The organism is Treponema vincentii F0403 (genome assembly GCF_000412995.1).
Taxonomy (GTDB): Bacteria; Spirochaetota; Spirochaetia; order Treponematales; family Treponemataceae; genus Treponema; species Treponema vincentii.
This window is the reverse complement of record NZ_KE332512.1, coordinates 443637-461535: the sequence shown is the minus strand read 5'-3', so window position 1 is coordinate 461535 and position 17899 is coordinate 443637. Positions and strand designations below refer to the sequence as shown.

Annotated in this window: 15 protein-coding genes; 4 read left to right on the top strand and 11 right to left on the bottom strand. The window is 49.2% G+C overall.

Going from position 1 to position 17899, the window contains the following annotated elements; genetic code table 11:
• Nucleotides 1-166: 166 nt before the first annotated feature.
• From lptC to HMPREF1222_RS02045, 5 genes are all read right to left on the bottom strand, one after another.
• Nucleotides 167-712, bottom strand: coding sequence for an LPS export ABC transporter periplasmic protein LptC (lptC, locus tag HMPREF1222_RS02065; RefSeq protein ID WP_006189755.1), 546 nt, complete (start codon nt 710-712; stop codon nt 167-169).
• The gene (locus tag HMPREF1222_RS02060; RefSeq protein WP_006189754.1) at nt 713-1312 is read right to left on the bottom strand and encodes a DbpA RNA binding domain-containing protein; all 600 of its coding nucleotides are present in this window, start codon (nt 1310-1312) and stop codon (nt 713-715) included.
• A gap of 217 nt (nt 1313-1529) precedes the next feature.
• Nucleotides 1530-3248, bottom strand: a complete 1719-nt coding sequence (locus tag HMPREF1222_RS02055) for a hypothetical protein (RefSeq protein WP_016518000.1) — start codon at nt 3246-3248, stop codon at nt 1530-1532.
• A complete protein-coding gene (locus HMPREF1222_RS02050) occupies nt 3245-3589 on the bottom strand; it encodes a hypothetical protein (protein ID WP_016517999.1) in 345 nt (114 codons plus the stop codon). The genes HMPREF1222_RS02055 and HMPREF1222_RS02050 overlap by 4 nt, the downstream gene beginning before the upstream one ends.
• Complete coding sequence (locus tag HMPREF1222_RS02045) at nt 3558-6506, bottom strand: chromosome segregation SMC family protein (RefSeq protein WP_016517998.1); 2949 nt, start codon at nt 6504-6506, stop codon at nt 3558-3560. The genes HMPREF1222_RS02050 and HMPREF1222_RS02045 overlap by 32 nt, the downstream gene beginning before the upstream one ends.
• A gap of 565 nt (nt 6507-7071) precedes the next feature.
• On the opposite strand from HMPREF1222_RS02045, the gene HMPREF1222_RS02040 reads away from it, so the two are divergent.
• From HMPREF1222_RS02040 to HMPREF1222_RS02030, 3 genes are read left to right on the top strand one after another with little or no spacing between them, the layout of a single operon-like run.
• Nucleotides 7072-8829 carry a phospho-sugar mutase gene (locus tag HMPREF1222_RS02040; protein WP_016517997.1) on the top strand — a complete coding sequence of 586 codons (1758 nt, stop codon included), beginning with the start codon at nt 7072-7074 and terminating at the stop codon, nt 8827-8829.
• Nucleotides 8829-9479 carry a 3'-5' exonuclease gene (locus HMPREF1222_RS02035; protein ID WP_016517996.1) on the top strand — a complete coding sequence of 217 codons (651 nt, stop codon included), beginning with the start codon at nt 8829-8831 and terminating at the stop codon, nt 9477-9479. Before HMPREF1222_RS02040 ends, HMPREF1222_RS02035 begins: the two co-directional genes overlap by 1 nt.
• Nucleotides 9476-10228, top strand: coding sequence for a biotin--[acetyl-CoA-carboxylase] ligase (locus HMPREF1222_RS02030; protein WP_016517995.1), 753 nt, complete (start codon nt 9476-9478; stop codon nt 10226-10228). The genes HMPREF1222_RS02035 and HMPREF1222_RS02030 overlap by 4 nt, the downstream gene beginning before the upstream one ends.
• 7 nt (nt 10229-10235) lie before the next feature.
• On the opposite strand, the gene HMPREF1222_RS02025 is transcribed toward HMPREF1222_RS02030, so the two are convergent.
• Genes HMPREF1222_RS02025 through HMPREF1222_RS02015 form a run of 3 tightly spaced genes read right to left on the bottom strand, consistent with a single transcriptional unit; the run spans nt 10236 to nt 12295 of the window.
• A complete protein-coding gene (locus HMPREF1222_RS02025; protein WP_038076782.1) occupies nt 10236-10952 on the bottom strand; it encodes a pseudouridine synthase in 717 nt (238 codons plus the stop codon).
• 31 nt (nt 10953-10983) lie between these two features.
• On the bottom strand, nt 10984-11517 hold the full coding sequence (scpB, locus tag HMPREF1222_RS02020; protein WP_006189743.1) for an SMC-Scp complex subunit ScpB: 534 nt from the start codon (nt 11515-11517) through the stop codon (nt 10984-10986).
• A gap of 1 nt (nt 11518) precedes the next feature.
• Nucleotides 11519-12295, bottom strand: coding sequence for a segregation and condensation protein A (locus HMPREF1222_RS02015; RefSeq protein ID WP_016517993.1), 777 nt, complete (start codon nt 12293-12295; stop codon nt 11519-11521).
• Between the two features lie 197 nt (nt 12296-12492).
• Between HMPREF1222_RS02015 and HMPREF1222_RS02010 the strand changes: the two genes are divergently transcribed.
• Nucleotides 12493-14196, top strand: coding sequence for a FumA C-terminus/TtdB family hydratase beta subunit (locus tag HMPREF1222_RS02010; RefSeq protein WP_016517992.1), 1704 nt, complete (start codon nt 12493-12495; stop codon nt 14194-14196).
• 80 nt (nt 14197-14276) lie between these two features.
• Here the strand turns inward: HMPREF1222_RS02010 and HMPREF1222_RS02005 are convergent, their stop codons facing one another.
• The 3 genes from HMPREF1222_RS02005 to selA form a co-directional block, all read right to left on the bottom strand.
• Nucleotides 14277-14564 (bottom strand): HPF/RaiA family ribosome-associated protein, encoded by a 288-nt coding sequence (locus HMPREF1222_RS02005; RefSeq protein ID WP_006189737.1) that lies wholly within the window; start codon nt 14562-14564, stop codon nt 14277-14279.
• A gap of 173 nt (nt 14565-14737) precedes the next feature.
• On the bottom strand, nt 14738-16510 hold the full coding sequence (gene selB, locus HMPREF1222_RS02000) for a selenocysteine-specific translation elongation factor (RefSeq protein WP_016517991.1): 1773 nt from the start codon (nt 16508-16510) through the stop codon (nt 14738-14740).
• A 35-nt stretch (nt 16511-16545) separates the two neighbouring features.
• Nucleotides 16546-17895, bottom strand: coding sequence for an L-seryl-tRNA(Sec) selenium transferase (selA, locus tag HMPREF1222_RS01995; protein WP_016517990.1), 1350 nt, complete (start codon nt 17893-17895; stop codon nt 16546-16548).
• Nucleotides 17896-17899 lie beyond the last annotated feature (4 nt).

The window sequence follows — 17899 nt, the reverse complement described above, 5'->3', positions numbered from 1 at the left end:
TTGCTCCTTATCCTATTAGGGAACCTTTAAAAACTTCAGTTTTTAGAGATGCCCCATTAATATTTCTTAAAAGATATATAGGGCACGAGGAGAAATTTGGCTAAGGATTTGAGAAAAATTTTGATGTTTTTTATAAAAAATCACGTTTTTAGAGATGCCCGAGTATTTACGGGGTATCTTTTTCTTTTATTAGGATGGTGCCGGCAGTACTTTCGTTAAAGGCGAATTCTTTTGCGGCGGTATTTGCGGCAAAACTTTTACCTTCGACGGTAACCTCATCTTTTTGAGTAATCGTTACCGTTTCATCGGCGGGCGCCGATAAGAGATTTTCTTTCTTTTTCCAAATAAGGGCGGGGCTCCGGACTGAAAAATCGTCTTCTATCAGATGAAAAAACACCGTATCGCCGAGCGAATATTCTTCTGCTTTTTCATCGATGTATAGAATACCGGTTTCGCCCCTCATAGATTCTTTTTGAGTTTTGTTATCGTACTGTACAAAGTCGATATGCTTGCCTGCCCAGATTTTTTCTTCATCGTACATTTCAAGCTCTTGTGCATGCACGCTTAAATCGACAAGCGCATTGTCGTATCGTTTTAACGTAACGTTTGCAAATATCATATCGGGTTGAGATACCGTTTGTTCCGGTAAATCCTGATAATTAAATGAGCATGCGGTACAGAAAAAAACAATAAAGACAGGCAATATCTTCATTTATTCAGCATCGCTTCCGGCAGCTTCGATAACGGTTTCGGTGATTACGCCCTCTTCTTCCGGTTTACGGGAGTAGCTGACGGAGAGATTTTTACCGCGGTACGGAAAATCGTTAAGCTTTTCAATGATTTTATCCGCGTCTTCGTTCATTACCTGTACGAACGAGTAATTATCGAGGATGCGGATATCCCCGATCCGTTCACGGCTTACGTCGGCATTTTGAATAAGCAGCGTAATAATATCGCGGGGGAAGACACGGCGGCTTCTACCGATGCTCATAAAGATACTCACCGATTCGGAAGGTTCCAGCATCGGACGTTCCGCAGGAGGGCGGTCGGGAAAATATCCCCGTGAACGGTCGGCAAACCGCGGATTTGAACGCCGTCCGTACGGTTTTGAGCGGGGGAAGGATGAACCTTCAAATTCTTTGATAAGATAAGCGGCAATATACGAACGCATCGTAAAGGGTACGTTTTTTCTAAAAATTTTACGATACGCGTTAAGGACGTCAGGATCTTCTTCCGTTTTAACTGCTTCTACTGCTTCTCTGAGAAATGCTGAAATTTGTTCTTCATTTAATGCAGGTGTATGTTTTAACACGATATTCTCCTTTCAGATAAGCTCCGCCTAATCGGAGCATAATAGGGAACTGTTTTTCCCTTCGATAGCTAAAAATAAACTCATCAGCATACCGGTGGTATCGGATGGTTAATGGACAATACTGCCATAGATAGATAATTTACTCAAGGGCAGGCTTAATAAAAATTAGATAAAAATGATAAAAGCCCCTCACAATATAATCCAACGTGAGCGGATTCTATCGGATATTGATATAGAAACCGGTAATATACCGTATCCGTGCGTCGGCTTCCGCCCAAAACTTGCTTTGCGGGAACGTATCGGTAAGCGTTCTGTAGGCATCAAGGGCAAGCCGAATATTACGAGCCGAACCGTTTAATTCATACGCCCGGCCTCTTAAAAACCACCCTTCATCCAGCTTTTGTTCCGCTGTGGTAAAGAATGTATCCAGATATGTTAAGGCCGCTCCTGCGTCGGCGGATGCGATTGCGGTTCGTGCTTTTTCGAGTAATTGGTCGGGACTGAGCGCTTCTTCCGCGGCATCTGATGCGGATGCCTGCCCCGTTGAACCGCCGGCAGTTTCCGCTGCTTGCGAAGCGGCGGTACTCGGTGCCGACTGCGCTGCGGAAACTGCTTCGGCTATATCATCCGAGCTGCTTGATAGCTGCGGAGCTGTTTGTGCTGCTTTTGTAGTCTCCGCTCCGGCTGTGTCCGAATCCGAACCGTTTTGATACTCCGGCGCTTTTACCGTTGATTTTGCCGCTGCTGAACGGGCTGCGCTGACGGATACCGCTACCGCGTCGGTGATAAAATCATTGGTAAAGACGTCAAAATAGGAAAAATGCAGCACATAGTCGCCTTTCCGCTCTGCGGTAAACATAAAAATCGAGTTTTCATCCTGTAATTTCCGCTGTTCATATTTTAATCCCGGCTGGGAGGTTTGCTCACCGACATAGACCCATCCGTGTCCCGGATAGGTTATTTCCAGCCGCTGTTTTTCTTCGACGGCTACCATGCGCGATACTTTGGGCTTTTGTTCGGTTTCCGGTTCTTTTGAAAGCGCAACGGTGAATATTTGCGGAGAAAACAGGTCGAGCATCTCTTCATGGAAGGTTGGGGGAGGTTCGTAGCCGTGGGTGCCGCCTTGCCGTTCAAAATCGGTGATAAGATCCGCAAGCGACGTTTCGTAATCCGGCTGAGCTTGCTCCGGGACAGGTTCCTGAGTATCCGCTTCGGGGCTTGCCGCAACGGATTGCGCCGGTTCTTCGGCTGTAGGCATGGGGTCGGGGATGACCGATTCGCTTGTTGCGAGTTGCGCCGGCTCTGCGGTGGCTGCCGGAGATGCCGCTTCGGTGTTTGCTGCTATTGGAGTCTGTTCGGCAGCGACGGTTGGGGATACCATTTCGGCGCTTGCTGCCGGGGTGGGTATATCGGCGGTATCGGAGTGTATCGATTGATCATCGGCAGCAGCCGTAACGGGCTCTGCCGGAGCCGATACGGGGGCGGTATCGGAGTGTGCCGGAACAGTGCCGGAGACAACCGGTTCAGCGGCAAGGGCAGGGGAGGAATCGGTCGGCTGCTGTGCGGCACTGTTATCCGCAGCGGCTGTCGTTTCAGCATCGGAACGGGGCGCTTCTTTACGGGGAGCGCCGCTTTGCAGGGATACGGTCGCGCCGGACACCGTGTCCGTTGTTGCGCCCGATACCGCATCGGGTTTTGCGGCAGCGTCTTGCGGAGCCGGCTGCAGGGAGTCCGCATCGGGCTGTTTTGCCGTTTCTGCAGCTGCAGGCTGCGCGGGGACATCGTCGGCGCGGGAGCTTGCGTCGGCCGCGGGCTGTTCCTGCCGGACGGGAGGTTCTTGCGGCTTTTCCGCAGCGGTCTTTGTCGTACAGGCGGTAACCGGTATCAGGAGTAATGCGGAAAGGATAAGATAAGGCGCATAGTTCGATTTTTTCACGGAACACTCTCCCATAATTTGTTCATTTGCCGTTCATTTATATCGTGCAGTTTTTGCATCTCGTCCGCATCGGGAATCGTATACCAATACTGCAAATCCGAATCGGTCCAGATTTTTTTCTGTTTGCGCGAATATTGTACCGGCGGAAGTTCAAGCGGCTCATCGGGAAGCATAAAAATCATCGGATCGATTGAAATCATTACCTCGTCAGGATCGGCGTTCGGTTTTTTTGTTCCGCTTACTAAAATAATCACGGCAACAATCAGCATGATAATCAACAGGCCGAGTGCAGAGCCTAAAACAATAAGTTTATGCGTCCGAATCGTTTCCAAGATGTTCATCCGGCTGCTCCTCCTGAGTTGTATGTATCCGCTTCGGCGGGCGTGATGGAATATAGATACCTTCTTCCGGTTCTACATCTTCTTCTATAAAAGTATCGGCATCTTCTTCCGCTTTTTCCTGCTTTAACAGCTCAATATCATTGTCCAATTTGATGGCAATCAGTTTGGATACCCCCGATTCTTCCATCGTAACGCCGAGCATGGTGTTGGCGCCGAGTACCGTCTTTTTGTTATGGGTGATAACGATGTATTGACTGACGTTTGCAAAGCCTGACAACGCGGTAACGAACCTGCTGACGTTCTGTTCGTCGAGCGCAGCATCTATCTCGTCCAAGAGGCAGAACGGAGAAGGCTTAACCATGTAGGTTGCAAAAAGGAGCGCCACCGCCGTCATGGATTTTTCGCCGCCCGAAAGCAGGCCGATGTTTTCCAGCTTTTTCCCCGGAGGCTGCGCGAATATCTCGATACCGGATTCAAGCACCTGCTTGGGATCGGTCAGCTTAATTTCCGCCCTGCCGCCGCCGAAGAGCCGCCTAAACATATTATGAAAGTTCTTCTTGATTTTATTGTAGGTTACGAGGAACAGCTCGGTAGACTCCGCCTTTATTTCATCCGTAATCCGCTGCAAATCGGAGCGTGCCTTATCAAGATCGCTGATCTGTCCGGTTAAAAAATCGAATCGGGTTTTTACTTCTTGGAATTCTTCGGGAGCCATCAGGTTGACGCTGCCGAGTTCTTTCAGCTGGCGGCGCAGCTCGGCGAGTTCCGTCCGTAAATCCATCGGAGAAGCGGTGATCTTATACATCCGCTCTTCAAACTCCATCAATTCGCGCGAATGAGCTTCTCTAAAGTTGTCTTTGACGTTTTTGATTTCTATTTCGAGGGTCGCCGTATCGACATAATATTTTTCTATGAGCGAATTGTGCTTGGCAAGTTCCCCATTGAGCGTTTTGAGCGTTCCTTCGTTGCTGGAAAGCTCGTTGTTGCGGGATGCGATCTCTTTTTCAAGCTGTTCGAGCGCTTCGGTCAGCTGCCTACCTTTACGGTCGATCGACGCGATTTCGCCTTCAATTTCGAGCAGCTGTTCTTTGATCTCGTCGAAGCGTTTTTGCTCCGTATACAGTTCGTTTTCCAGCTCGCGGAGCGCGTTTTGCTGTACGGTCAATTCCTTCCGCAAAAACGCCGCTTGCTGTTCGGCGGCATCGGATTCCGCCTTCATCTTGGTTTTATGGATGCGCAGATCTTCCAGCGTTTTGCGGTATTCGTTTATTTTTACCGCAAGCTGCTCGTTTTCGGTATGCAGATTCGCGATTTTGTTTCGCTTTTCTTCTATTGTATTTCGATTAGCTTCTATTGCTGCGTCGATGCTGCGTTTTTGAGTGATAATGCCTTCCGGCGCTAAAAAATCGTCGATAAAGCTTGCGGAAGATTTTTTGTATTCCTGCAAATACGTTTCCAGCGATTCCGTTAAACCGAGCAGTTCCGTAAACGATTGTACGGCATTTTGCGCAAACTGCGCAGTCTCTTTTTCAGTATGATCGCTTAACGCGGCAAAGTCCGAAAAGATATTCTTACGGCCGTTTAACAGCACCTTTATTTGGCCGATGCAGTCGAACACCTGCTTTTCCAGTTTTGTGCGTCCCTGCGCCGAATAGCCTGCTGCAGAGAGGTTTTTATCCAGTTCCGTAACGATGTCTTCGGTAATGGCGCGGAGCTCTACTTCCATACCGGCGCGTTTTTTATCAAGCGCTTCAATCTGCTCCTGCAGCGTCATACGGGTTGTATCGTTGTCGGTAATCTTTTGCGATGCGAGCCGGAGGCTTTCTTCAAAGTCGTCGATATTCTTCTGAATATCCTGTACCTTCTTTTGAAAGTCGTGTACTTTTGCATCCTGCTCGTCGGCGTCTTCCTCAAGGTTTTCTATGCGTTCCTCAAGCCCTGCCTTACGCAGTTCCAGCTGGCCGAGCTTGGTTTTCAGCTCGGTTTGCCGCTCCGCCTGTAAGCGTGCCTGATTTTCTTTTCCGCGTTTTTCGATAGCGAGTCCGTAAATCTCTTTTTGATGTTCATCCAGCTTCTTTTCTAAGCTGTTTACTTCGTCCATGTTCTCGGAAAGCATCGTATGGATGGAATCGATTTTAGCCTGCACGTCATCGCGTTTGGCCTTTGCCTCTTTGATGCTTTCCTCGCGCTGCGCGTAGTCGTCGGTGAATTTTTTTAGGCGCAGCAGCTGGATGTCGAGGTCGTGTTCAAATATTGCATCGCGCAGCGACCGGTGTTTGACGGTTTTTTCCGCCTGTACCTTCAGTACGTCGTACGAGCGGCGTACCTCGCCCAATACCCCTTCCACTTGGCGCATATTTTCTTCGGTCTTTTGCAGCTTGCGTTCCGCTTCGGCGCGGCGTACTTTAAACCGTGTGATACCTGCCGCTTCTTCAAACAGATAGCGGCGGTCTTCCGGTTTGCTGGAAAGGATTTGGTCGATCTTCCCCTGTTCCATGACGGAATACGCCGCCTTACCGACACCCGTATCCCAAAAAAGCTCCCGCAGCTCTTTCAAACGCACCGGCGTATTATTGATAAAATATTCGCTTTCTCCCGACCGGTAAAGCCGGCGTTTAATGGCAATTTCACTTACTTCAAGATTTAACAACCCGTTTTCATTGCTGATGGTTAGCGTTACCTCGGCCACATTGAGCGCCTTCCGCGATTCGGTGCCGTTAAAGATAACGTCTTCCATTTTTTCTGCACGGAGCGTTTTTGACGCCTGTTCGCCCAGTACCCACTTCATCGCATCGACGACATTGCTTTTGCCGCAGCCGTTCGGTCCGAGCAAGGCGGTAATACCTTCCGCAAACTCTATCCGCGTCCTATCCGCAAACGATTTAAATCCGAATATTTCAAGACTTTTAAGAAACACCCTGTCTATTAACTCCTCAAGTTACTGCCGATTCTTGTTCATCCAAGGTAAGCGGCAATCTTTTATAGTTTATACCTTTTTGGGGATATTGTGAACATCCGGCGTGAGGAAATTTTATTAAGTCCTGCGATTACCTTGGGCATAAAGACGGGGTTAGAGGGCATCCCTGAAAACCCTGTCAGATTTTTAAAAGATGCCCGCCAATATTTTAATAACTGTCAATTCTGTCGACAGGATACCCTGAATCTATTACCGGTTTTTTTATCCGGTCGAACTGCGCACCTGCTTTTATCAGCACTTTTTTGCAGAAGGTTTCCTCTATAACGAGGAAAAGGTTAGCAGCATTCCTTTGAATGAATCAAAAAGACCTGAGTGGTATACTACCGTAAAGAGTAAAAAAATATAAATTAATAAAATATATACTGCTAATCATCCCCAATATTTAACTTGCGTAATCTATAAAAAGAGGTTACACTAAACAAATAGCAGTATCTAAAAGCAAACTGAATGTTTACAAGAAGTTTATTGTAAGTGTACACGTTAACTCGTAGAGGGAGACTCAATTATGGATAGTAACACAATTCTAACTTATGCAAAGCAGTACATGGCGGAAGAAACCGATCCTACATTTGTAAAGGAAGTGGAAGAACTCATCGCAAAGAATGATGAAAAGGAACTGTTTGACCGCTTCTATCGTCAATTGGAATTCGGCACCGGCGGTTTACGCGGGATTATCGGCGGCGGAACAAATCGTATGAACCCGACCGTAATCAAAAAAGCGACACAGGGACTTGCCGACTATATTATCGAAACCTTTCCCGAAAAGGCAAAGAGCGGTAAGCTGAAAGCGGTTATCGCGCACGATTCGCGCCGGTATTCGGATGTGTTCGCAGAGGCAACCGCGCTCATCTTTGCGGCAAACGGTTTTACGGTATATCTTTTTTCGGCATTGCGCCCGACGCCGGAGCTTTCCTTTGCAATCCGGAAACTCGGCTGCGACACCGGTGTTGTCGTTACCGCTTCTCATAACCCGCCGCAGTACAACGGCTACAAGGCATACTGGAACGACGGCGCGCAGGTTATACCGCCGCACGACAAGGGTATTATCGATAAAGTCAACACGGTTAAGAAAGTTAACATGATGAACCGTGATGAGGCCATTAAAACCGGTAAACTCATCATTATCGATAAAGAGATTGATGAGCCGTATTGGGCAAGTGTAAAGGTAAAGCTGCACCGCGGCGATCTTATTAAAGAAATGTCAAAGTCCGTTAAAATCGTCTATACGCCGCTGCATGGAACCGGAGCTATGCACGTCGAAAAAGTTCTCGGCGATATGGGCTTTAATATTTTAACGGTGCCGGAACAGCGCAAACCGGACGGAAATTTCCCGACAGTCAGCTATCCCAATCCGGAAGACCCTGCGGCACTTAAAATGGCAATTGCTCTTGCGGAAAAAGAAGGAGCCGATATTCTGATGGCTACCGACCCCGATGCAGACCGGTTTGCTTCGGCAGTAAAAGATAAAAACGGGAAAATGCACCTTATCACCGGTAACCAAATGGGCGCTCTCTTTACCGACTATTTGTGTTTGACCGCAAAAGAATTCGGCGTTATGCCGGTAAAGCCCGCTATTGTCCGGTCTATTGTAACGTCTCACTTGTGCGACCGCATTGCAAAACATTATGGCGTTACTTCGTTTGAATGTTTAACGGGATTTAAATGGATTTGTAATAAGGCCGATGAGATTAGCAAGAATGGTTATCACTATATTTACGGCTTTGAAGAAAGCTACGGTTATAATTTCGGGATGGAAATCCGCGATAAAGACGGAATTGCGGCCTCTGCGCTCTGTGCCGAGATGGCTCTCTATTGGCGTAAACAAGGGAAGAGCCTGCTGGATCGTTTAAGCGAACTCTTTGCGCAGTATGATTGCTTCTGCGAAACTACCATCAATAAAGTATTCCCCGGTGCGGAAGGTGTTGAAATTATGAAAAATATGATGATAAAACTACGCGCCTCCGCATTAAAGGAAATTGCCGGTGTAAAGGTGTTGACAATCCGCGACATCGATCAGTCCTGTTCCTATAATCCGCTTACCCCCGATAAAAAAGAAGCAGTACACCTGCCGGTAAGCAATGTATTGCAATATTATCTTGAAGACGGGACGATTATCAGTGTCCGTCCGAGCGGTACCGAACCTAAGATTAAATTCTATATCATCCATCCGCAGCCGGTGCAGGGTAACGATGTTGCCGTAGCGCAGACTAGAGCGGAACAGCAGGTGAAAATTTTTGCCCAAGCGCTGGATACTATCGTCTAATGACAAGCTATGATTGGCTGGCTGCCGTATACGACACGGCAGCCTTTATTGCTTTTGATACCGAAACGACCGGGCTTGACCCTGCTGCAGGAAGGATTGTCGAAATCGGCGCCGTAAAGTTCGACCGGCGCGGAATTGCCGCCCGGTATAATGTTCTTATCAATCCTGAAATGCCGATGCCGGAGGAAGCAGGCAAGGTAAACGGAATTACCGATGAGATGCTGAAGGATAAGCCCTTGATTGCCGCTGTTTTTCCCGATTTCTTCGATTTTATCGGTACGGGTGTTTTGGTTGCGCACAATGCGCCGTTTGACATAAACTATATTAATGCGGAGTTAAAGCGCATCGGAAAGTCTCCTTTGGGAAATAAAGTTGTTGATACGCGGATATTTGCAAAAGAAGTATTCCCCGGCCTTTCCAGCTATGCATTGCAGGATCTTGCCGTACAGTTCGGCATTACGGCGTTGGAAGCGCATCGTGCCGAGGACGATGCCCGTGTCTGTATGGAACTTTTTGACAAGATTTTAAACGGATTTTTAAAAAACAATCCTGAACTGGTTGAAAAAATCCGTGCGGAAACGGATGCGGCCAGCTTGTTAGCTCCTGAAGAAGAGCAAAAAGAGAAAGATTATTCACGGAGTTTATTTTGATACCTCAACAAAAACGAGAAACAACCTCAATCCAAAATCCTTTTAATGCACCGGTGTATTATTATGCACGGACAGATTCTACATTACAGGCTGCCCGCGAATGCCTTGCGGACGGCTGCCCCGACGGCACATTCATCTATGCCGGCTATCAAACGGAGGGACGCGGCCGTATGTCCGACCGGCAATGGCTTTCTCCCGCAGGGGAAAACCTGCTCGGCACCCTTATTTTAAAACAGCCTGCTTCCACCGACTTTACGCTGCGGATAGGACTGGCTGTCAGTTTGACGCTCGATTCGTTTTTGCCGCCGGGTCTCCGTACAGCCGTTAAATGGCCGAATGACATCTTTATTAACGGCAAAAAGGCAGCCGGTATTCTCTGCGAAGGCGCCGGCGGCTGCATTCTTGCCGGCATCGGCATCAATCTGCTCCAAACAGCTTTTTTACGGAGCATAGAGCATACGGCAACCTCGCTTGCATTGGTCATCGGTGCCGATAAATGCCCTTCTTTTGAAGTGTTTATTCCCGCACTGCTCAACAACATACGGGAATGTCTTACCCGCCGCGACTGGCATGAAGAAATCAGCCGCCGGCTTTGGAAGCGGGGTACCATGGTGCGCTTTATGCGCGGTCAACAGGAAGACGATATTATCGAAGGAGTCCTTACGGGAATCGCTTTCGACGGCGCACTTTGTATTGCGGAAGCGGATAAGGAACACCGGTATTATTCGGGCGAACTGATCTTCGACTAATTCTTAATTATGAATTATCGTTTTGCGCCGCTAAGCCGAGCAAGGCTTGCCGCTCTTGTACGGTGAGGTCTCGGAATTCTCCCGCTTTGAGGGTACCCAGCTCGAGGTTTCCGATGCGAACCCGCACCAGCCGCTTTATCGTGCAGTTAAAAAAATCCAGCACGCGGCGGATTTCTCTATTTTTCCCCTCGACAAGTACAATCCGCAGCTTACGGCGGTTTACGGCAGCGGCTGAACGGCATTTGTAAAAAATGCCGTCAACGCGGATACCGCGTTCAAAGCGGGTGAGCATCTCCGGCGGAAAGTTCTGTGTGGTTTCGATGACGTATTCTTTTTCGATTTGCGCCGACGGGTGTTCAATCCGGGCGGAAAAATCCCCGTCGTTGGTAAAGAGGATGGCGCCGCTTGAAAACATATCGAGCCTGCCGATGTTGTAGAGCCGTTCGCTGTAGGCCTCTTTTAAAAGATCCGCGGCGGTAGGGCGTCCTTTTTCGTCGGAGAGCGTGCAGACAAAGCCTGCAGGCTTGTTCAAAAGCACATAGCATTTACGCGCTTCGGGATGCACCGGTTTCCCGTCGAAAAGCACCGTATCTCCGGCGCATACCTTGCTGCCCATACCGGTAACAACGGTTCCGTTTACCGACACGCGTCCTTCCTCAATAATCTTTTCGCAGGCGCGCCGCGAAGCGACTCCCGCATGGGCAAGGTAGACTTGCAGCCTCATCTCAGGTTTGCTGCTTTGAGAAAAATGATTGTTATCGCGCAAGTTCGAACCGCTCCTGTTCCGTCTCATCCATCTTGGGTAAGTCCGCAATGCTGTTTAAGCCGAACACTTTTAAGAATTCCTTTGTCGTGCCGAACTGCACCGGCTTTCCGGGAATGTCTTTTTTCCCTACTTCCTTGATTAACTCTTTTTCTACCAAAAGCCTAATCATCGTATCGGCGGAAACTCCGCGGATTGCCTCAATTTCCGCACGGGTTATCGGCTGCGAATACGCGATAATCGAAAGCGTTTCCATCGCAGCGCGTGAAAGCCTATTCTCATTCTTTTTACCGTACCGGTCTTTCAGCGCATCCCAAAATTCTTTTTTCGGCGTGATAATCCATCCGCCCATCATCTGCGTAATTTCGATGCCGCTTGAACCTTCCGAATATGAATCTTTCAGATTCTTGATGCATTCCTTTACGACATCCACCGATAAACCGGCAATTTTACTGATTGCAGCATCGTCAAGCGGCTCTCCTTCCAAATAGAGGATAGCCTCTACGAGGGCTGTTTCTTTTTCCATTTTATACTCCATCATCGCTGCGGATATCTTCCCACGGGCGTATTTTTATATCGCCGAACATTCTGTTTTGCCAGATACTTGCAATCCTGAATTTGACGGCCTCAAGCAGCGCCATAAAAGCGCAAATAACATCCAGCAAATTTCCCTTCCGCACAATCAAATCGGTAAACAAGCATTCGCCTTTTTCTTCCAAAAGCTCGTTCATCAGCGTTAGTTTTTCGTTGACAGACACCTCTTCGTACAAGTCGAGAATTTGCTCCGAATTATAATTGGACATCAGCTTGGAAAATGTCCGCAAAAGTTCCCACGTGTCAACCCGCTCCCACAGGTTCTCCTCGGTAAAGGGCAGCGCGTGCTGTATTTTCTTTCGTTCAAAAAACCATTCGGCTTCGCTTTCTTTTTCTTCCATTAAGACCGACAGCTTTTTGAATTTCTGATATTCGATCAGCTTGTTTACCAATTCCGTACGCGGGTCTTCGATATCCTCATCTTCCAAATCGACCTCGACGGGGAGAAGCATCTTGCTTTTAATGTAGACAAGATGCGCCGCAAGTTCGTAAAACTCGGTTAAACTGTCCAGATTGAGGCTTACCGCATAATCCAAATACTCAAGGTATTGTTCGGTTATATCTCCGATGGGAATATCGTAAATATTGATCTCATTTTTCTTAATTAAGAAGAGCAGAAGGTCGAGCGGCCCTTCAAAATCGTTCACTTTAAATGCAGTCAGTGCCTCGCCGCTCTGTTCTTCGTTTTTTTCATCTTCGGGAGTCATCATGGGGGGTATTATATCGAAGATTGGGCTTTTTTAAAAGCCCATAGCGGGAGCTGTTGTCGTCAATTTTAATGTTGACAAGAGTAGGTCAGATTCTATAACATATAAAAATTAAATAGATAAGAGAGTATGGCGATGCCGAAAAAGTAACCGACTTTTGAGACATCCCTGTTCTCATACGAAGATTAACAAGGTTGTATATGGAATTTGAAAAGATTATTTCGGCCTCCGGCCTTGCGGCGGAGCAGTGCGGGCAGGGTTTAACTGTGGACGGCAGCGTACTTGCGGCCTTTACGGAGCAAGCGTTTAAACGATTATCCTTTATCTTTCCTCAAGAGCATTTGGAAAGTTTGGTGGATGTCGCGTGCGATCCCGCTTCCTCCGAAAACGACCGGCTGGTTGCAGTAAAGCTGTTGGAAAACGCCGTGATTGCGGCCAAAGGTACGCTGCCGCTTTGTCAGGACACAGGCGTTGCGCAGGTCTTTGCGTGGAAGGATGCGGGCGTGTGCACTGCGTTAACCGCTGCGGGCGGGACAGTGCATTTCGGCTCCGATGAGGAAGCATTCACTGCGGGTGTCGGTAAGGCCTATAAAGAGAATAATCTTAGATTTTCTATCAATATTCCTTCTTCTCTTTTTGATGAAAAAAACTCGGCAACCAATTTGCCGGCTCAAGTCGATATATTCAGTACAAACGGTGCGGGCACGGAAACTGCGGAATATGCCGGCTCTTCCTGCAGCAACGGAACCGGCTCAGATAGTACGGAGCCCTCCTACCGTTTCTTGTTCTGCGCCAAAGGCGGCGGTTCTTCCAATAAAACCGATTTTACCTGCGCGACAAAGGCGCTTTTAAATCTGCAATCCTTTGAACGCTTTTTAAAAACGAAAATTGCCGCCCTTGGGACGGCCGCCTGTCCGCCGTACACAATTGCCGTTGTTATCGGAGGCTTGAGTCCCGAACAGAATTTGCAAACCCTCAAGCTGGCAACCACGGGCTATTGGGATGCTGCGGAGGCGTTGAATAAAATCGGCGGCTCTATCCGCTGGACTGATACGGTAGGCGGGGTGCGCCCGCTGCGGTGCAGGGACTGGGAAGAGCGGGTATTACAGATTGCAGCGGAAACGGGATTGGGCGCCCAGTTCGGTGGGTCTCACCTTGCCGCACACGCCCGCGTATTCCGGCTGCCGCGGCACGGAGCCAGCTGCTTTGCCTCCATAGGCGTATCCTGCAATGCGCATCGGAATCTCGTTGGGTATATCAGCCGCGAAGGCGCGTTCTTGCAAAAAAACGTTTCCGATCCGCGGCCGTTCTTTGAAAAAGCGGCGACATATACTGCCCATACCGCTTCGCATCACGGGGAGCCTGTTGCGGTTGAGCTTAGCTCCATCGATGCTGCCCGCGCCGCATTATCGAAGTACCCTGTAGGGCAGGCGTTCCTTTTTTCCGGCGAAATTCTCGTAGCGCGGGATGCGGCTCATGCCCGCTGGAAAGCCTTGTTGGAAAGCGGCAAGCCGCTGCCCGATTATACGCTGCATTATCCGATTCTCTATGCAGGTCCTGCGGAAACACCGAAGGGCGCCGTTATCGGCAGCTTCGGGCCGACGACGGCAAACCGCATGGATCCGTATGCCGACGATCTGATGAGTAGAGGTGCGGCGCTGATAACCATCGCAAAGGGGAACCGTTCGGAACTCTGGCGTACCGCTTGTAAAAAATACGGCGCCTTTTATTTGGGCACCATCGGCGGCGCTGCCGCGCTGATTGCGGAAAAACATATTACCGCCCGTAAGGTGCTCGACTACCCCGATTTGGGGATGGAAGCGGTACAGCTGATTTCGGTTAAGGACTTGCCGGTATTTTTGATTACCGATGATAAGGGAAATGATTTCTACGCGGCTTTATAAGCGCGAACGCCGGCAGGTACGGGGAACCTCTAAAAACTTCAGTTTTTAGAGATACTCTCCGGATGCCGCCGGCGCTTTTTTTATTTTTTAGCTTGTATTTTGTCTTTTTCTTTTCGTACTTTTTGATCCAAAACATCCATCAATTTATTGACTCCTGCTTTAAAGTCGTAATCTTCGGTAGAAACGTGAGCCGTTCCGCCCTTAAAATTGACGGTACATTCGTAGGTAAACTTCTTGTCGAATTTTATCGTGCAAAGAACGTCGACGATTAAATCTTCCGCATACTTAATCCGTTCAAATTTCTTGTGCACGAAGGTTTTTTGATCTTCGTCCAGCGTAAATTTTACCGCCTGTACATTGATGTTCATAGCAGACCTCCTATACGGTATCAGGTGTTTGAAGGCTCGCAACGGCTGCCGAAGGGCATCTCGTCAGTGCTTACAGTCCCGCCGTTCCAGCGGCGCACATTAAACCTTCTCTATTAAGTATACGTAATAAACCTCAAAAAGTCGAGGAAAATCCGCACATATTCCTTTTTTCCCTATAAGACAATGCGATCATTCTCGTTGCGTTTTACTTTGCCGGTTTTTTCCAAAACATTGAGCAGCGGAATAACGTACTTGCGCGAAAGCCCCGTTGCGGTGCGGGCGTCGGAGATGGTGATAATGTCGCCCGCTTTTTTCCCTTTCAGGATGGCTGCTGCTGCTTTGTCGTATACCTCGCGGTGATAGTGCAAAAAGTTTTCCAATACGACGAGCTTACCGAGCTTTACCAGATCGCGGGCGTCTTTACGCACCTGCGGCAGTTGGATTTTGTCTATTTCGATGCCATCAAACCCTGCTTTAAGCGCCAACTGTAACAGCTGCTGCGCCGTTTTCGACAGTGTATTCCCGCTTCCCGCCTGCTTATAGGTACTGCTTTCGCCGGCAAGTTTGTTCTCCGCACAGAGCTTTTTAAGGATGTCCTGCCGCACCTTTACCGGCACGGACGCATCGATTTCTTCAACCGTAAAACCCGCCTGACTCTTTTTTGCGGTCTCTAAAATCTTTGCTTCCCATTCGGCAAGCTTTTGGGTAAAGAGCAGCCATTTACCGCAAGGGGTAACGTCTTTTGCCTCGGCCGAAAGCTCTTTCGGTTCCGCGCGGTCTTTTTCGATATATCCGTTGATAAAAAAGCCGGAGCTTTTCCATGAAGGTAATTCCCGTCCGGCATAGACCGTAAAGTATTGTTTAAATACTACCGCACGGTAAGAATCAAAGGCGGCGAGTATCCTGCATGAGGCGAGAATGGCGCTTCCTCCGTGCCGGATGAGCACGGCCGGTTGGTTCCAACGTCCGGCGATAGGTTCCTGCAGGGAGACCCGCGCAAGCGAAGGATCCGTTTTATTAAAGTGAATTGCACCGATGGAATTGGTACTGCCGGTTGCGAGTTCCAGTTCGATATGATTTTTAATACCGGCGCCGCTTTCCTGCTTGTTAAAATATTCATCGACGCGGACGAGCAGCTCGGTACCTTGAAGAATGGGGCTTTCCCCCGAATCTGCGAGCAGCATACCGCGTTCTATCTTCTCTTTTTCGATTTTAAGGTTGAGCGCCGTCCGCATCCCCGATTCGGAGGAGGTTACGTCGGCGTGGTGGTTTTGGATGTTTTTAATCTTGCACTCGGTTCCGCCCGGATAGATCGAAAGCTGATCGCCGACGGAAACGCTTTTACCGCGCAGCGTACCCGTTACCGTGATGCCGATACCTTTCAGCGTAAATACGCGGTCGACATATAAAAACGGCTTGTCTAGCGGAGCGGTATGTACGGTACTCAATAATTCCGTAATTTTGCTCTTGAGAAGGTCGATACCGGCGCCGGTCTGTGCGGAAACGGCAACGGAGGGCAATTCCCGTCCGAGTATTTCGCGGCAATGGCGGTTGGCATCCTCCCGTATCAGCTCGATCATATCGGCATCGGCCAAGTCGGATTTGGTTATTACCAACAGAATGGATTCGATATGCATCGCTTTGAGTACCCGCAGGTGATCCGACGACATTTGCATCCAGCCGTCGTCCGCCGCAACAATCAGCATTGCCGCATCAAGCCCCCACGTGCCTGCAACCATGTTTCGGATAAACCGTTCATGGCCGGGAACATCGACGATGCCGACCGTACCGTGGACGGGATCCTGCAGCGATGCAAAGCCGAGTTCGATGGTCATGCCCCGCTTTTTTTCTTCGGGGATATGGCTGGTTTCCACTCCGGTTAAGCATTTTACCAATGCGGTTTTGCCGTGATCGACGTGTCCGGCGGTTCCTAAAATATATGCCATAGTCAACGAACCTCTGTGATTTTTTTAGCGAACCTCTAAAAGCCGGCCGAGTTTTTAGAGAGATCCGTTAATTCTTGAGCGATATATGCATCGTCATCGGGAGCTATTGCGGCGAGGTGCAGCAGCAGCCTATCCTCCGAAATAAAGGCGATAATCGGAGTGCTGCAAAACCGCAGCGCCGTTTTTACCGCTTCCGGCTTTTTTGTATGCAGCATAATTGCCCATGACGGAAACGCTTCATCGGGTGTACTGCCGCCGCCGAGCGAAAAAGGATGGGAAATAACCGACGCAATACCGGCAGGTAGCTCCGCAACAATGCTTTCGCTGCGTTTTTTTATTTCGGCAGGGTCAAGCTGCAGCGCTTCGGCCGCGGCGCTCTTTCCGTTATTCAGGTAGTGCACGAGGGTCTCTTCCATTAAAGCGGCGACGGCGCGGCCTACCCGATAGGTGCGCATCAGCGGATGGCGGGCAATGAGGGCGATTAAATCTTTTTTGCCGGTAATCCATCCGCACTGCGGGCCGCCGAATACTTTATCCCCGGAAAAACAAACGAGGTCGGCTCCTTCTTTTAACAAGGCCTGTACGGTCGGCTCGTCCTGCGCGGTAAGAGAAATATTACCGGAACCTTGATCCACCGCGAGAATAACCTCAGGGGGTAACGCCTTGCGTATGACGGTAAGGGACGGTTGCTCCGTAAAGCCGCGGATTTTATAGTTTGAGGTATGCACCCACAGCACCATCGCCGTCTGCGCGGTTACAGCTTCGATAATATCGTCGAGGGTGGTAATGTTGGTGGTTCCCACCTCTACCAGCGTGCAGCCTGCTTCCCGCAGAATATCGGGGATTCGGAAGCCGCCGCCTATTTGCACCTGCTGACCGCGTGCAACGATAACTTCTTTTCCGCTTGCAAGCGCTTTTAAGAGCAAAAATACGGCGGCGGCATTGTTGTTCAGCATCAACGCCGCTTCCGCATGGACAAGCGTGCTCATCGCTTCTACGGCGAAGGGAAATCGTTGTCCCCGCTTCCCGCTCTCCAAGTCCATCTCGATTGCGGAATAGGATTGAGCTGCATCCTGCGCCGCCTCCCATATACCGTGCGGAAGCGGGCTTCGTCCGAGGTTCGTGTGCAGGATAATACCCGTTGCGTTAATAACCTTGGAAATGCGCTTCCGCATCAACCGTGCACACCGCTTCCGGATTTCCGTTATGCAGGTGTCGAAAGAGGGAACCTCCGCACCTTTCAACGCCTTAGTCCGTATTTCGTTGATATACTCCGATACGATAGAAGCGGCAATCGGCCTGCCGAGCTTTTCAATACACTCGGCCAGCATAGTATGCGATAGCAATTTTTCAACTTGCGGTATTTGCGCCAAAGGGTTTTGCATAGCG